We start from the raw sequence: 14,306 nt of genomic DNA, 5'->3' as shown, positions 1-14,306 counted from the left end.
GTATTTGGATTTATACTTTAGTCTACTTTTTTGCTGTGGTCATCAATCCACTCGCGAATGAGTGCAGACTTGGCCTTTCCTGTCTTTTGAGCAATGTTTGCAAGTTTTTCAATACATTGCGGCGTTAGCGTAAAGGTAGCATGTCGCATACCTTCTGATTTTGCCTGCTTTCTAATGGGTACAACGCGGTCGGTACAAACGTTTTTAATTTCGTTTTTAACTGCCGGCGTTGCCTTATTACCCACATTTCCTTGGGCATAAAGCAAGGCGTCATCGATAAAGTCTTCTACAGAGCGAAGGTTGGGCTTAGCTAACGGCTTCGACTTTTTGAGGTTGAGTAAACTCATAAGCATCCTCCACTTTGCCAGCTAATAGCTCTTCAAACAGGGTTCTTATTTCTGTGGCCGCTTTACCTTCTGGTTCACTCTCAATAACTGACTGCCCTGACTCTTCTGAATCGTCATACATGTTTCTACTAAAAGTAACAGAGTTTAGGACGGGAATACCAAAGGAACGGCACACTTCTTTTGCCTCTAGAATACGGTTTGCCAGGCTAGGAAGAGAAGGGCACTGGGTAATGACAAACGCCGCGTTCATTTTAGGGTTGACCATTTTACAGGTAGATAAAATATCTTCCATATGAGGTACTGTTTTTAAATCACGGCGCTTAGGTCTAAGCGGAATGAGTATATGGTCGGCAACTGCCATTGATGAGCGAAGGGCTAAGTTGTCCTGACCACCACAGTCGATGACCACGTAATCGTAGTATTGGCGCAAACTTAATAATTCGTTACGTATTTTTCCATATAACTGAACGCAATTAATTTCAGCAAGCCGAGGGTTGGCTTTACGCTCTTGAATCCAGTCTGACGTAGTTCGCTGCGGGTCACAGTCGACCATTAAGACCTTGGCACCCTTTTCAGTGCGAAGATACACCGCAATGTTTTGTGCCAGGCAGCTCTTGCCGCTACCGCCTTTTTCTCCACCAACCAAAATAATCATGGTGATAACCCTCAAATGTCTCAGTACGTTAAAATGGTGAGCCCTTTGTAAATCTAGAAGCGCTTCTTAGATGTACTTAATCTCGAATAAAAGCATAGGCAGGCTGGCTGCTGGATTCAGCATCAAAATCGATATTAACGAATGTAAGACAATACCTATTGATTTGTGCAATAACTCATTCTAGTCTTCTTACTTTATAATTGAGATTACCGATAAGAGGTTGTTATGTCAGAAAGTCGCTTCACTTCCAAAGAAGGCCAAAAAGTACCTAGCGTGTCGTTTCCGTGTAGAGAAGGAGAGACATGGGTAACGAAAACGACAGACGAAATATTCTCTGGCAGAAATGTCGTGGTGTTCTCACTTCCAGGGGCTTTTACGCCAACCTGTTCCTCTACCCACTTGCCTCGCTATAACGCCCTAGCCAAAAAGTTTGCGAAACACGGTATCGATGAAATTGTATGTGTATCGGTGAATGATACCTTCGTTATGAACGCGTGGGCAGCAGATCAGGAAGCAGCCAATATTACCGTTATACCAGACGGTAACGGAGAATTTACCGAAGGTATGGGTATGCTAGTCGACAAAGCGGATTTGGGTTTCGGTAAAAGAAGTTGGCGTTACTCAATGCTAGTGAAAGATGGTGTTGTAGAGAAAATGTTTATCGAGCCTGATGTAGCTGGCGACCCTTTTGAAGTATCAGATGCAGATACCATGCTGGCATATATCGCACCTGAGGAGCAAACAAACGCACCGGTATCTATCATCACCAAACCTGGTTGTCCGTACTGTGCGAAAGCTAAAAAATTGCTCGACGAAAAAGGCTATGACTACGAAGAAATTGTGTTGGGTAAAGATGCTTCATTAACCAGTCTAACCGCGATTAGTGGTCGTGAAACGGTGCCACAGGTCTTTATCGGTGGTAAACATATTGGTGGTTCTGACGATTTAGAGGTTTACTTTAGCTAACGTAATATACGTATTAATCGTCACAAGAAACGGGAGCATGGTAAACTGCTCCCGTTTTTTATTAATTATCCGTAGCGGAGAATAATGGTGTCCTCGAAGTTTTTTGTAAAAATGCTCACAGGTCTTGTTGCGCTTTTAAGTGCAAATATGGCTATAGCCGCAAATTTGTCTATACCCGATACTAGCGAAATGAAAAGCAGAAGTTTTTCAGACCTGCAAAATCAGTTTAAAGCATTTTATGAAAAAGAATGGGGGCAAACCCAGCCGTGTAGAGAAACGGCGCTGAATCGTTTTTCGGTATGCAGCAATGTACTGCGCAACGAAGGGAACGCCCCCTTCATGCTAACAAACAAATCAAGTAGCAAGGTTGCCGTGCTTATCCACGGCCTTAGCGACTCACCTTTCTTCATGCGTGAAATAGCTAGTATCCTATTTGAGCAAGGCTTTTCTGTGGTGGTGCCACTTTTACCTGGGCATGGTAAGCGAGATGCAGATGATGACATGTCTGACTGGGATTTAGCCGAGCGATGGCAGGGGCATGTTGATGAAGTCATTACATTGGCTGACAGCATGGGAGATACCTTACTTGTAGGAGGTTTCTCTACAGGTGGAGCTCTAGCGGTTGAACACTACCTGGATAGTGCCGATAGCGATGCAAGTAATATTGATGGTCTTATGTTATTTTCTGGTGCACTGGCGCTGTCTGATAACGCCGAGAGTATGTCTCGAATTTGGGGAATTAAGCTTTTAGCCAGAATTATTGATGGAAGCTATCAAACCCATGGTCCCAACCCCTATAAATACCCTAACGTGGCGGGCTTAGCTGGTTTGGAATTAATGGACTTAATAAACGCCATTCGCGACAAAGTCGAAGAAGGCAAGCAAGTGGACGTGCCTCTATTTGCTGCTCACTCTCAAGCCGATGTGACTACGCCTATTTATGGCGTAGAGCAGTTAATGGAAGCGAGTAAAGGCCCTAATACCTTTTTTGTTATTGATGAGTCTTATGCGTTGTGCCACGCAGACTTAGTCGTTAGTCCTCGACTGCTTAAACAAATGAATTTCAATGCAAACATGGTTAATCAGCAAGAAGAGTGTGCGGTACCTAAAGCAAACCCCTTGTTCCCGACCATGAGCTTGATGTTGCAGGATTATTTGTCGCAATTCTAGAAGGTTGGAGCCAGTATGCGCTATAAGTGAGCTTTACTGGCTCTCGACAACAAGCTATTATTTAACCCATATTATCAATGACACAGAAACCCTTTGAGTAGCACTTGAGTAAGTTTCAGTTTGGTTTAGCGCCTAAATGGTATAAAGAATCTAACGTCAATTCGTTAGTTTTTATATTCTTCTTGATGATGTCCATTGTGTCATCAGGTCGCGCCGTGTCTGTTGAACATACTTTCAACCACACTCATTCTGTATCTGCGATGGCAGAAAATTCTGTTTCGTCTCATGCTTCTCATTCAACTTATTTGTCAGATGCAGAGGGTAACACCTACGCAAAAAACGGTGTAATTAGAAAGCCTGCGGGACCATCCGAATTCTCGAACACACATTGCCAACATCAGGGAATGTCATCGCAAGATGCGGCATTCACTGCGAACAGCAATGCAGACAAAATGAGTCAAGTCGGCGATGCAGCGTTTGATAGCGCAAATACAGCGGAAATGGACAACATGCCTTGTTGCAAGGATGAGTGCAACTGTCCTGCCGATCACTGTCTAAACCTAAGCGCAACCGCGCTTTTACAGCCTACTTTCGAGACCGAAGTATTGGTAGCGAGAATGGCGGCCACTGCCCCTGTTTTAGGACAGTGCAAAACCCTTCATTTTGGTCAGTTTCGCCCACCTAAATCACTGCTCACAGCATAGATCTATCTTGCGGATTTGTTTCGCATAGGGATGTATTTTATCTAACGAAGTCCTTACTTCGTTTTAAAGTGCCTCCAACCTTTTTATCTCTGTAACGCGTGGCACGCTTTTTTGCTAACTGCCTTTGTCAAAGGCAGCGAAAAGCAGACGAATTCAACACGCATTACGCTTGAAAAGTGATGTTACCCATGAGCATTTATTTGGTATCTAATAAAGAGGGCGTTAGCGCTGGTAGGCCCTGTAGCGCAAGCACAGTGTTTATCGTATTTTTCGTGCTTACTTCTTTTCTCCTGTTTATCAAGCCTGCTAAGGCGCAACCGTTAAGCTTAGAACACGCGCTGCAGCTAGCTATTCAACACGACCCTTTACTCAAAGGGAATGCGCATCGCAAGGATCGCTTTAATGCAGAAGCAGAAGCGTCATCATATTGGGCAAACCCTCAGGTTTCAGCGTCTGTGCAAAACTTGCCTACAGACGGCTTCGCATTTGACCAAGAGCCTATGACGCAATTTAAAGTTGGTTTGAAGCAGCAGTTACCGCGAGGCGATGAAAACCTTTACAGCCAGCAAAAGTATCAAGTTATGGCTGATCAAATGTCGGTAGAGAGCCAAGCGAGAAAGGCGTGGCTTAAGCGTGAAGTCACGCTTACCTGGTTAAACTGGGTTTACGCAACACGTCGCCTTGGCTTATTAGACAAAGAGAAGCTATTGCTTACACAGCTGCTCGATTTTACTGAATCCAGATACAGCCAAGGCGTTGGTGCAGCGGCGCAGCAAGACATATTGCAAGTGCGCTTGGCATTGTTGTCTTTAGACGATAAATACGTGCAGGCCTATCAGCAAAAAAATGAAGCGAGATCTGCACTTTCAAAATGGTTTGGTGCACCGCTAGATGAATCTGTAAGCGCGCCCCTGACTCAATCAACACAAGACGCCATTGAAGTCGATGCCATTTTAAATGACAGCAACCTTAGTTTATCTTCATTCTTGACGGTTATTGAGAGCAGTGAGCCTTTTTCAATACTACAGCATCACCCCGAGGCAACATTACTTAAGATTCAAACCCAGATAGAGGCGCAAAATCTAAATATAGCGCGAGAACAAACTAAGTCTCAGTGGGCATTTGAAGCAAGCTATGGATACAGACAAGACGCGCAAAATGGCGCAAGCCGGGCTGACTTTGTGTCATTGGGTGTTCAAGTAGACCTTCCGTTTTTCAATAAGTCTCGTCAAGACGCTTCAATAGCCGCTGCGGCTTCCAAAATGAGTGCGTCTGAAACGGACTTCCGCTTGAAAGTGAACGAGCTTGCCGCGAACGCAGAGGTGCTTAAATCACGCTTGTCAGCGCTAAGTGAGCGCAAAGCGCTTTATGAAACGGCGTTAGTTGGTGAAACACAGCAACTTTCTGAAGCTGAACTGACAGCTTATACCACAGACACCGGTGATATCGGTGATGTTGTCAATGCCAACCTCAAGCAAGTACAGGTACAGGATGATTTACTCAAAATCGACATCGAGCGCGCCAGAACATTGGCGTCACTTGCATATTTGTACCTGCCCACTCACGCCCATTTTTCGAATAAAGAGTAGTTAATATGACATCTTCAACTAACCCTGCTCCAGATACAAAAAGCACGCTAATAAAGGGCTTGCTAATAGGTCTGCTATTTGGCGGCCTGATAGCGTTCGGCTTGGCCTCACTATTGTTGTCTGATTCATCAAAACACGGAAATGACGAAAGTGCCCACAGCGACGAAGCTGACAATAAAGCCCCTTTATATTGGGTAGCGCCTATGGATGACAGCTATCGCCGTGACAAACCGGGAAAGTCACCGATGGGAATGGACTTGGTGCCGGTATACGCCAACGACGAAGCAACATCTGCGAAAAGTAATGAGCGTACGCCTGGTACCGTAATGATTGCGCCAAATGTACAGCACAATATAGGTGTTAAAATCGCGCCCGTTACCATTGGAACACTTCAACAGACCGTAACGGCGGTGGGCAACGTTGCCTACGATGAAGATAGCATTGTGCACATCCACCCTAGAGTATCAGGTTGGGTCGACAGGCTTTTCATTAAATCTCAAGGTGAGCAAGTAGAAAAAGGACAGGCACTTTATACCCTGTATTCGCCAGAATTAGTTAGCGCACAAGAAGAATACGTTTTAGCTCTTAAGCGAGGAGATTCACGTTTAATTCAGGGCGCAGCCGAGCGCCTAAAAACTCTAGGGCTATCAAAGGGCGTTATCGAAGAATTGCAGAAAAGTAGACGGGTAGCACAAACCGTCATATTTAATGCGCCGCAAAGCGGTGTAGTAGAAGCGCTGAATATTCGGGAGGGGTTTTACGTTCAGCCCGGGACAACCTTGATGAGCATCGCACAGCTAGATACGGTGTGGGTGATTGCAGAGGTGCCTGAAAAGTACGCGCAAGTCATAGCGCCTCATAATGGCGCTGTGGTTACCCTCGACGAAATGGACCATGCGTCTGATGCTAAATGGGAAAGTCACGTAGAGTATATTTATCCGTCTTTGTCAGAAACAACCCGAACCTTGAAAGTGCGCATACCGCTAAACAATAACAATCATACTTTAAAGCCCAATATGTTTGCTCACGTTGTAATTACGCCTACTCAACGCAAGGCAGCGTTACTGGTTCCTCGCAGCGCTGTTATTCGCACGGCTGAGGGCGCAAAAGTGGTACTCAGTGATGGCGATGGCAATTTTAAGTCGGTACGCGTAACACTGGGGCAAAGCGATAGTACACATTTTGAAGTAGTTGAAGGCTTGCTCCCAGAGGATGATGTGGTGGTATCAGCACAATTTTTGATTGATTCAGAGTCGTCGAAAAGCAGTGACTTTGAGCGAATGAAAGCGCCCGATCACCAGGCCACGACAACAGGTACAATTGAGGCAATTGAATTGCCAGCTGACACTGAAACGAATGGCGCTTCGAATAACGCAAAGTTAGTAATCGCTCGCGGGCCGATTGAAAAATGGGGGCGGGGACCTGCGACAATGTCATTTGCGGTATCAAAGCATATAGACTTATCTCAGTTTAGTGAAGGTGACAACATCATGTTCACCTTTGTGACTGGCGAAGAATTCACGGTTATTGATATGCGAAAGCGTAGTGAAAATGCGGTGGACAAGGGCATGGTGCAGGACTCAGGTCACAGCAATCATAAACATGATGCAGGCGAGCGGAAGGGCGATGAAAACCAAAGCGATGCTCACAAGTCGGCAGAACAAAAATCGATAAATCATAAGGAGCATATGCACCATGATTGAATCGGTAATTCGCTGGTCGGTAAACAATAGAATAATGGTATTGCTGAGCGCTATTATGCTCAGTATTGCTGGTGTCTGGGCGGTGAAAAACACCCCCGTTGATGCTATCCCTGATTTATCTGATGTCCAAGTCATAGTGAAAGTAAACTATCCCGGTCAGTCGCCGCAAGTGGTGGAAGATCAGGTGACGTTTCCTCTCACCTCTGCGCTAATGTCAGTGCCTGGCGCACAGACGGTGCGAGGGTATTCATTCTTCGGCGATGCCTACGTATATATAATCTTTGATGACGATACAGACATGTACTGGGCTCGAAGCCGAGTTCTGGAATACCTAAGCCAAGCGTCTTCGCAACTTCCAGAAGGCGTGACACCTCAACTAGGTCCAGATGCGACAGGGGTAGGTTGGGTTTACATTTATGCGTTGGAAAACGATGCTAGTCAGCCAAATGCGCTAGATGCTGGTGAGTTAAGGGCGTTGCAAGACTGGTTCTTAAAGTTTGAGCTTCAGTCAGTTGAAGGCGTATCTGAAGTTGCGTCTGTTGGAGGGATGGTTAAACAATACCAAGTTATTGTCGACCCTGAAAAATTACGTGCCTACAACATTCAGCCATCCATGTTAGAAATTGCCCTTAAACGGGGTAACCGCGCGTCAGGCGCTTCGGTTATTGAAATGGCCGAGGCAGAGTACATGGTTAGTGCGCAGAGCTACATTCAGGGCATTGACGACATACTGGCGTTGCCCACAGGTGTTATAAAGGACGGCGTTAGCATAACGATTAACGATGTAGCACAAGTGGTAGAAAGCCCGTTGATGCGCCGCGGTATTGCTGAACTAAACGGGAATGGCGAAACCGTGGGTGGCATTATAGTTATGCGCTATGGCGAAAACGCAAAAGCCACTATCGATGCGGTCAAAGCCAAGCTGGATTCATTAAAAGCGAGCTTGCCGGAAGGGGTGAATATCGTCCCCGTGTACGATCGCTCCACCCTTATTGATAAGTCCGTCGATACCCTCACCAATAAGCTAGTTGAGGAATTGCTGGTTGTTGGTTTGGTATGCGCTATCTTCTTGTTTCACATACGTTCATCTATGGTTGCGTTAATCAGTTTGCCTATTGGTATTCTCGCCGCCTTTATCGTAATGAAGCTGCAGGGACTCAATGCCAACATCATGTCTTTAGGTGGCATTGCTATCGCTATCGGTGCAATGGTGGATGGCGCTATTGTTGTGGTTGAAAATTTACACAAGCACATTCATCAGCATGCTGTTTCATCAAGTCAGGGAGCCTCAGCGAGTCAAAGGGATTCAGCAAGTCAGGGGGGGACAGGGAGTGCCCAGTCGCGAACATCTATACCAACCTCTGCGCCAACATCTGCAAAGCTTTCGGCAGCAAAACGTTGGGAACTGGTGATTAAGTCGACCACAGAAGTTGGCCCAGCTTTATTCTTTGCGCTCCTAATTATAACCGTATCCTTTATTCCTGTTTTCGCATTAGAAGCACAAGAAGGGCGTCTTTTTGCGCCTCTTGCCTTTACCAAAACCTATGCCATGGCAGCAGCTGCGGCGCTGGCAATTACATTAGTTCCTGTGCTGGCGGGTTATTTCGTACGCGGAAAAATACGATCTGAAGCTCAGAACCCGGTAAATCGAGCTTTAGAACGTGTGTATCAGCCATTGCTAACGCGGCTGCTTAACTACCCACTGCTCACCTTGGCGGGGGCATTTTGCTTATTGCTTTCCATGTACTGGCCGTTAAGCCAACTAGGTAGCGAATTTATGCCCGAACTGGACGAAGGCGATTTGATGTATATGCCTACTACCTATCCGGGTATTTCAGTGGGTAAAGCCAGAGAGCTTTTACAGCAGACGGATAAGCTTATTGCAACTTTGCCCGAGGTAGAAACGGTATTCGGGAAAATTGGACGCGCAGATACGGCCACAGACCCTGCACCATTGACGATGATTGAAACCTTCATTCAGCTTAAACCGAAAGCGCAGTGGAGGGAGGGCATGACCACTGAAAAGCTCAAAGAAGAGCTTAACGCTCTGGTGCAATTTCCAGGGCTGACCAATGCGTGGGTAATGCCAATTAAAACCCGTATCGATATGTTGGCAACCGGGATAAAAACCCCTGTTGGGATTAAGATTGCGGGGCCTGATCTAGCAGGCATTGAAGCCATTGGAAAGGATATTGAGATACTGCTTAAAGACCTGCCCAATACAGCATCAGTATACGCTGAGCGTGTGGTGGGTGGCCGTTACGTTTATATCGATATCGACAGGCAGTTGGCGGCGCGCTACGGCATGACGATAGACGATGTTCACAGTATTGTAGGCTCGGCAGTGGGCGGCAAAGTGGTTACACAATCGGTGGAAGGGCGTGAGCGTTTTCCTATTGCCATGCGCTTTTTACAGCACTACCGCGATACGCCTGAATCTTTAGCATCCATGCCTTTCGTCACACCAAGCGGTGTTCACATTACCCTTGGCGATGTCGCGACCGTGCGTATTGACGACGGGCCGGCTGGGATTAAAAGCGAAAATGCCCGATTAAACGGATGGGTATACATTGATATCTCGTCAGACTCAGCCACGGGTATTGACTTAGGGGGTTATGTAGATAGCGCGAAACGTCATTTGTCACAGAACCTTGATTTACCCACTGGATACTCCATTACGTGGGCGGGGCAGTTTGCTTACCTTGAGCGCGCGAAAGCAAAACTGTCGGTGGTTATACCGCTAACGTTGGCCATTATCTGCCTTTTGCTTTATCTGGCATTTAAACGCCTTCGCGATGTGGCACTCATACTCGCTACCTTACCGTTGGCGCTGGTGGGCAGTGTATGGTTGCTTTACCTTCTTAACTTCAATCTGTCGGTGGCGGTAGGTGTTGGGTTTATTGCTTTAGCAGGTGTAGCGGTAGAAATAGGCGTTATCATGCTGGTCTATCTAAACCAATATGTATCAGAAGCACTCACTAGCCACGCAACAGAAAATGGCAACACTAAAAAAGATGAGCTTGTGAAAAAGGCTATTGTCCATGCCGCCTCGGCAAGACTTCGCCCAGTCATGATGACATCGCTTTCTATTATTGTGGGCTTGTTGCCTGTGCTTTATGCCACTGGAACTGGTAGTGAGGTGATGCAGCGCATTGCGGCGCCTATGGTAGGCGGTATGGCGAGTGCACTGGTATTAACGCTGTTGGTATTGCCAAGCGCGTTTTACTTAATTGTGTCACGCAAAAAATAATAGAGTTGAAAGTGTAGTAGAGTAGATAAAGCATGGGGAAGCGATAACACGCTTCCCTACGCTTCATTTTTAAAGTGTTGCGCGACTAGTGCGCTGCCGCCTGATCTTTTGCATAACCTTCCGCATAATCTTCCGCATAGTCTTCAACTTGTTGCCAAACGCGTAAAAGGTTTCCGCTCAATATCTTTTCAATGTCGGTACGGCTATAACCTCTATCCAGCAATCCTTGTACTAGGTTTGGAAAACTCGCCACATCTTTAAGCCCAATGGGGAGTGAGTCACCTACACCGTCATAGTCTGAACCAATACCTACATGATCAACACCAATCAGTTTTACCACGTGATCGATATGGTCAAGCACTTCATCAAGGGTTGAATAAGGGTAAGGTACTTCTTTGCGATAATTCTCTTCAAAGTTCTCTAGCTTAGGGCTGTCTTCGCCTTCTTTTTCAACCAACGCTTTGCGCGCTGCAGTAAGGCCACTACGCCACTTGCCAGCTTCTTTAGAAACAAAACTAGAACCAAAGTTAATCATAATAACACCGCCATTTTCGCCGAGTTTTTTGATCATCTCGTCGTCCATGTTGCGCTCAAAACCGGGTGTAAAGCGGCGCAGTGAAGAATGTGATGCTATGACTGGCACCTTTGTTAACTCAATAACCTGATAAAAGGCGTCGTCAGACACATGGGAAATATCTAGCATAATGCCGATGTTGTTCATTTCGCCCACTAAGGTTTTGCCAAACGGGCTAAGGCCTTTCCATTTTCTGCGCAGGTCATACGAAGAGTCAGAAATGTGGTTGGATTGACTATGAGCGAGGGTAATGTAGCGGATGCCTCGCTCGTAAAAAGCCGTTAGATTCGCCAAGTCACCTTGAATAGGAGAACCATTTTCCATACCCATTGGTAGTGAAATTAACCCTTTTTCAAACTGGGATTTTACGTCAGAAGGGCTTTTAGCAATGGCAAATTTATCAGGTGCGCGGGCAACAATGGCTTCTACTGAATCGATGAGCTCATGGGCAAGCTGTGTAGACTCTGGGGAGTTGTCTAAACTAGCGGGAACATAAATACTCATAAAAGGGGCGTTCAAACCACCGGCTACTGCGCGAGGGTAGTCAAAGTCGCCATCCTGCGTGGCTTTAGTGACATCAACCCATTTTTCCTTTACGCGATAAGGAACGTCTATGTGACCATCTACAATAATGGTTTCTTTCGCGATGTTGATAGCTTTTTCAGATGCTGAATAAGTAGAGGTCTCAGCAAGTACAGAGTGTGAAGCAAAAAGCGCAGAGATAATTAATGCGCAAGATGAAAGTGGGAAGCGCCCCTTCATAGAAAATCCTTATTTTGTTTATCATCGCTTGGATTAGTAGAGACTAAAGGATAATGCATATCGCGACAATAGGCTTTCATTAGCCAAGCATTTACTACTGATTGTTCTCATTAACCTCTAAATTACCCATAATTGCTCATTTTTAGAGCGCTTGTGCTTGTTTACTTCAAGTTTACATTGCAATAAAAATTTAAAACTTGTTATGGTGAAGACTGCGTGACTTCATTGCGCGAATACGGGATACTCCCAAGCGCTCCGCCAACTATCGATGACAAATATGCATCAGCGCGGCCGACGTAATTTTTAGTGGCACCCGCTCTTCTCACATAATCAAGCCGGGGCCACAGCTAACAAGTATGAGAAATAAATATGGCTATTAATTTTGTACCGCTAGATAAAGAAAAGCATAAAGACCTAAAGGTTGCGGTAAATACATCTTTCAGCTTTGCGAAAGGTACACACCTTGCAGCAGCATCAATCCGTGAGTTTGCTCAACTAGCAGCAACTATGCCGCTAGTATTTATCGAAGACACTAACACTCAGCGTCACCACGTAGTTACTATGCTAGGTATGGAACAAGGTCAAAACCTTTTCCTTACTGGCGACAGCTGGAAAGGTCCTCACGTACCAATGAACATTCTTCGCTACCCATTCGACGTACGTCCGGACGGCGACAAGCTTGGTGTTTACATTGATGAAAATTCTGATCTTATCTCTGACGAAGGTCAGCCTCTGTTTACCGAAGCTGGTGAAGCAAGCGAGTTCCTTGATAGCCGTCAGAAATTCCTAGCAGACCTTGCGAATAGCGAAATGCTAACACAGCGTTTTGTTGCTAAAGTTGTTGAGTTAGACCTTCTTGATCCAATCCAAATTCGTCTTACTTACCAAGACGGTAAGCAGCGCAACGTTACTGGCATGATGAGCATCAACGAGAAGAAGCTTCTTGAGCTACCTGAAGAGCAGGTACTTGAGCTACATAAGCAAGGCTTCCTAGGCGCTATCTATGCAGTTATGATGTCTGTTGGCCAGCTTAACCGCCTTGTTGAGCTTTCTAATGACACCGCGAACCCAATTCGCAGCATGCAACTTTCAGCGGTTAAAGCTGACGCTGAAGCGGCACCAAAAGCTTAATAGCTTCTCAATTCTGAATATCAAAAACCCGCTTAACAGCGGGTTTTTTTATGTCTTTTGCACTCGTTCAGACTTCGTCATGTTTCGTTCAGAAATCGTTAAGTTTGAATGTCTTATCTTATGCGGGCTGGTTATTACAGTTCCCAACACATTTTTAAGGACAAAGACATGAACACTAACATTAATAAGCTAAAAACTACGTTAACTGCACTTTCAATTATCACCGCATCAGTATTTTCAATGTCAGCTGCTCATGCTGCTACGCAAAACGAAGTACAAGTTACAGTTGTTGATTTTGAAGGGTTAGATGACAACCTTTACGGTGCAAGATATGTGCGCTACCTGAATGAAGTCAGTGGCAATAGCGGCGCTTATCTAATTAACCCATATCTACAGCGCGTATCTAGTCTGTCTGGCGGCTATGCCACACTCGATGGTATCGATGTATTTAACCTAGGCAGTACTTTTTACTTAGACGATACTTGGATGCTTGCTATAGAAGGCGCTCACAGTAAGTTTGATGACGAATTCGGTGACGAGGACTATACCAATATTGACCTGAAGGTAGGGTTTAACTTGTCGCGTCAATGGCAAATTGGTGCAGGTGTAATCTATCAGCGTGCCACTTACGACTTTAATGCTGGTGGAGAAAGTTACAGCGAAAGTGAGAATGAGACTTCACCACTTGTTTTTACACGCTATACCACGGTAGGCAACGCGGGAACGGGCTGGGACTTTACAGCTCAGTACGTAGCAGACGATGTTGACGTTTTATCGGGCAGCGCCAGATACTTCTTCACTCCAGGTTTGAGCGTTCAGGGAAGCTATAGCTATACCAATGCACCAGATGGTTTCGATAATGTAAAAACCGCAGGTGTTGCGCTTGATTACTGGGTAAATGAGCAATTTTCAGTGTCAGCTAGCTATGAAACAGATATTGATAGCGATGTAGATAGTGACGTGGCTTCGCTTACCGCATCCTATCGTTTCTAAGTTAAAGCACCTTGATTATCGCTAAGCGTTAACATGTCTCAGCTACTGCTACGCCTTAGCTCGAAGTGATGCAAATGCAGTGAGTTAGCACTCGTTAGTGTTAGCTCACTCGCTTTTTCACGTTACCGGGAAAGGGCTGCCGCTTTATTCATTACTAGCCTGTGCTGAATGAAGCTGAAATCGCCCGTAGATACAATCGTAAGATCACGTCTCATATCATTAAGTAAAAATAGCAGTTCAACTTTGTTCAAAAACTGCAGTTCATCGATTAATTACCCCTTTCTTTTGGCTTGCCTGAATATTTTTTATTCTTTTTTACACGCCTAATCATACACTTCCTAAAAACACTGTATATCCAACCAGTTCAAAGCCAGTATTTATGCGGCTTTCACGCCTTTTTTCTACTTGACAGTGGGGATCATTGATACCTAAACTGTATCTCAGTGGGTAAATGTGGCGAAT

At 45.5% G+C, this 14,306-nt stretch carries 11 protein-coding genes; 8 read left to right on the top strand and 3 right to left on the bottom strand.

Annotated elements, in window-relative coordinates; translation table 11 throughout:
• Window positions 1-17: 17 nt before the first annotated feature.
• Together BGK61_RS05735 and BGK61_RS05730 are read right to left on the bottom strand one after the other, a co-directional pair.
• Window positions 18-347 (bottom strand): replication protein RepA, encoded by a 330-nt coding sequence (locus tag BGK61_RS05735; RefSeq protein WP_076011886.1) that lies wholly within the window; start codon window positions 345-347, stop codon window positions 18-20.
• On the bottom strand, window positions 307-1,002 hold the full coding sequence (locus tag BGK61_RS05730) for an AAA family ATPase (RefSeq protein WP_014950447.1): 696 nt from the start codon (window positions 1,000-1,002) through the stop codon (window positions 307-309). Before BGK61_RS05730 ends, BGK61_RS05735 begins: the two co-directional genes overlap by 41 nt.
• Before the next feature lie 225 nt (window positions 1,003-1,227).
• On the opposite strand from BGK61_RS05730, the gene BGK61_RS05725 reads away from it, so the two are divergent.
• The 6 genes from BGK61_RS05725 (at window position 1,228) to BGK61_RS05700 (ending at window position 10,384) form a co-directional block, all read left to right on the top strand.
• Window positions 1,228-1,968, top strand: coding sequence for a glutathione peroxidase (locus tag BGK61_RS05725; protein ID WP_014999286.1), 741 nt, complete (start codon window positions 1,228-1,230; stop codon window positions 1,966-1,968).
• Between the two features lie 84 nt (window positions 1,969-2,052).
• Window positions 2,053-3,138: an alpha/beta hydrolase gene (locus BGK61_RS05720; RefSeq protein ID WP_199820722.1), complete on the top strand. Its 1,086-nt coding sequence runs from the start codon at window positions 2,053-2,055 to the stop codon at window positions 3,136-3,138.
• A gap of 104 nt (window positions 3,139-3,242) precedes the next feature.
• Entirely contained in the window at window positions 3,243-3,842 is a 600-nt protein-coding gene (locus BGK61_RS05715; protein WP_014999284.1) for a hypothetical protein, read from the top strand.
• 188 nt (window positions 3,843-4,030) lie between these two features.
• A complete protein-coding gene (locus BGK61_RS05710; protein WP_076011887.1) occupies window positions 4,031-5,431 on the top strand; it encodes a TolC family protein in 1,401 nt (466 codons plus the stop codon).
• A gap of 5 nt (window positions 5,432-5,436) precedes the next feature.
• Window positions 5,437-7,134, top strand: coding sequence for an efflux RND transporter periplasmic adaptor subunit (locus tag BGK61_RS05705; RefSeq protein ID WP_076011888.1), 1,698 nt, complete (start codon window positions 5,437-5,439; stop codon window positions 7,132-7,134).
• On the top strand, window positions 7,127-10,384 hold the full coding sequence (locus BGK61_RS05700; protein WP_076026027.1) for an efflux RND transporter permease subunit: 3,258 nt from the start codon (window positions 7,127-7,129) through the stop codon (window positions 10,382-10,384). Before BGK61_RS05705 ends, BGK61_RS05700 begins: the two co-directional genes overlap by 8 nt.
• An 85-nt stretch (window positions 10,385-10,469) precedes the next feature.
• On the opposite strand, the gene BGK61_RS05695 is transcribed toward BGK61_RS05700, so the two are convergent.
• Window positions 10,470-11,720, bottom strand: a complete 1,251-nt coding sequence (locus tag BGK61_RS05695) for a dipeptidase (protein ID WP_076010821.1) — start codon at window positions 11,718-11,720, stop codon at window positions 10,470-10,472.
• 369 nt (window positions 11,721-12,089) lie between these two features.
• On the opposite strand from BGK61_RS05695, the gene BGK61_RS05690 reads away from it, so the two are divergent.
• Both BGK61_RS05690 and BGK61_RS05685 read left to right on the top strand, forming a co-directional pair.
• Complete coding sequence (locus BGK61_RS05690; RefSeq protein ID WP_014999279.1) at window positions 12,090-12,851, top strand: SapC family protein; 762 nt, start codon at window positions 12,090-12,092, stop codon at window positions 12,849-12,851.
• Between the two features lie 168 nt (window positions 12,852-13,019).
• Window positions 13,020-13,844, top strand: coding sequence for a DUF5777 family beta-barrel protein (locus BGK61_RS05685; protein WP_076010822.1), 825 nt, complete (start codon window positions 13,020-13,022; stop codon window positions 13,842-13,844).
• Window positions 13,845-14,306: the final 462 nt, after the last annotated feature.

This window comes from Alteromonas abrolhosensis (assembly GCF_001953635.1).
Classification (GTDB): domain Bacteria; phylum Pseudomonadota; class Gammaproteobacteria; order Enterobacterales; family Alteromonadaceae; genus Alteromonas; species Alteromonas abrolhosensis.
Note: the sequence above shows the minus strand (reverse complement) of the source record. Positions and strands in the feature narration are given on the sequence as shown.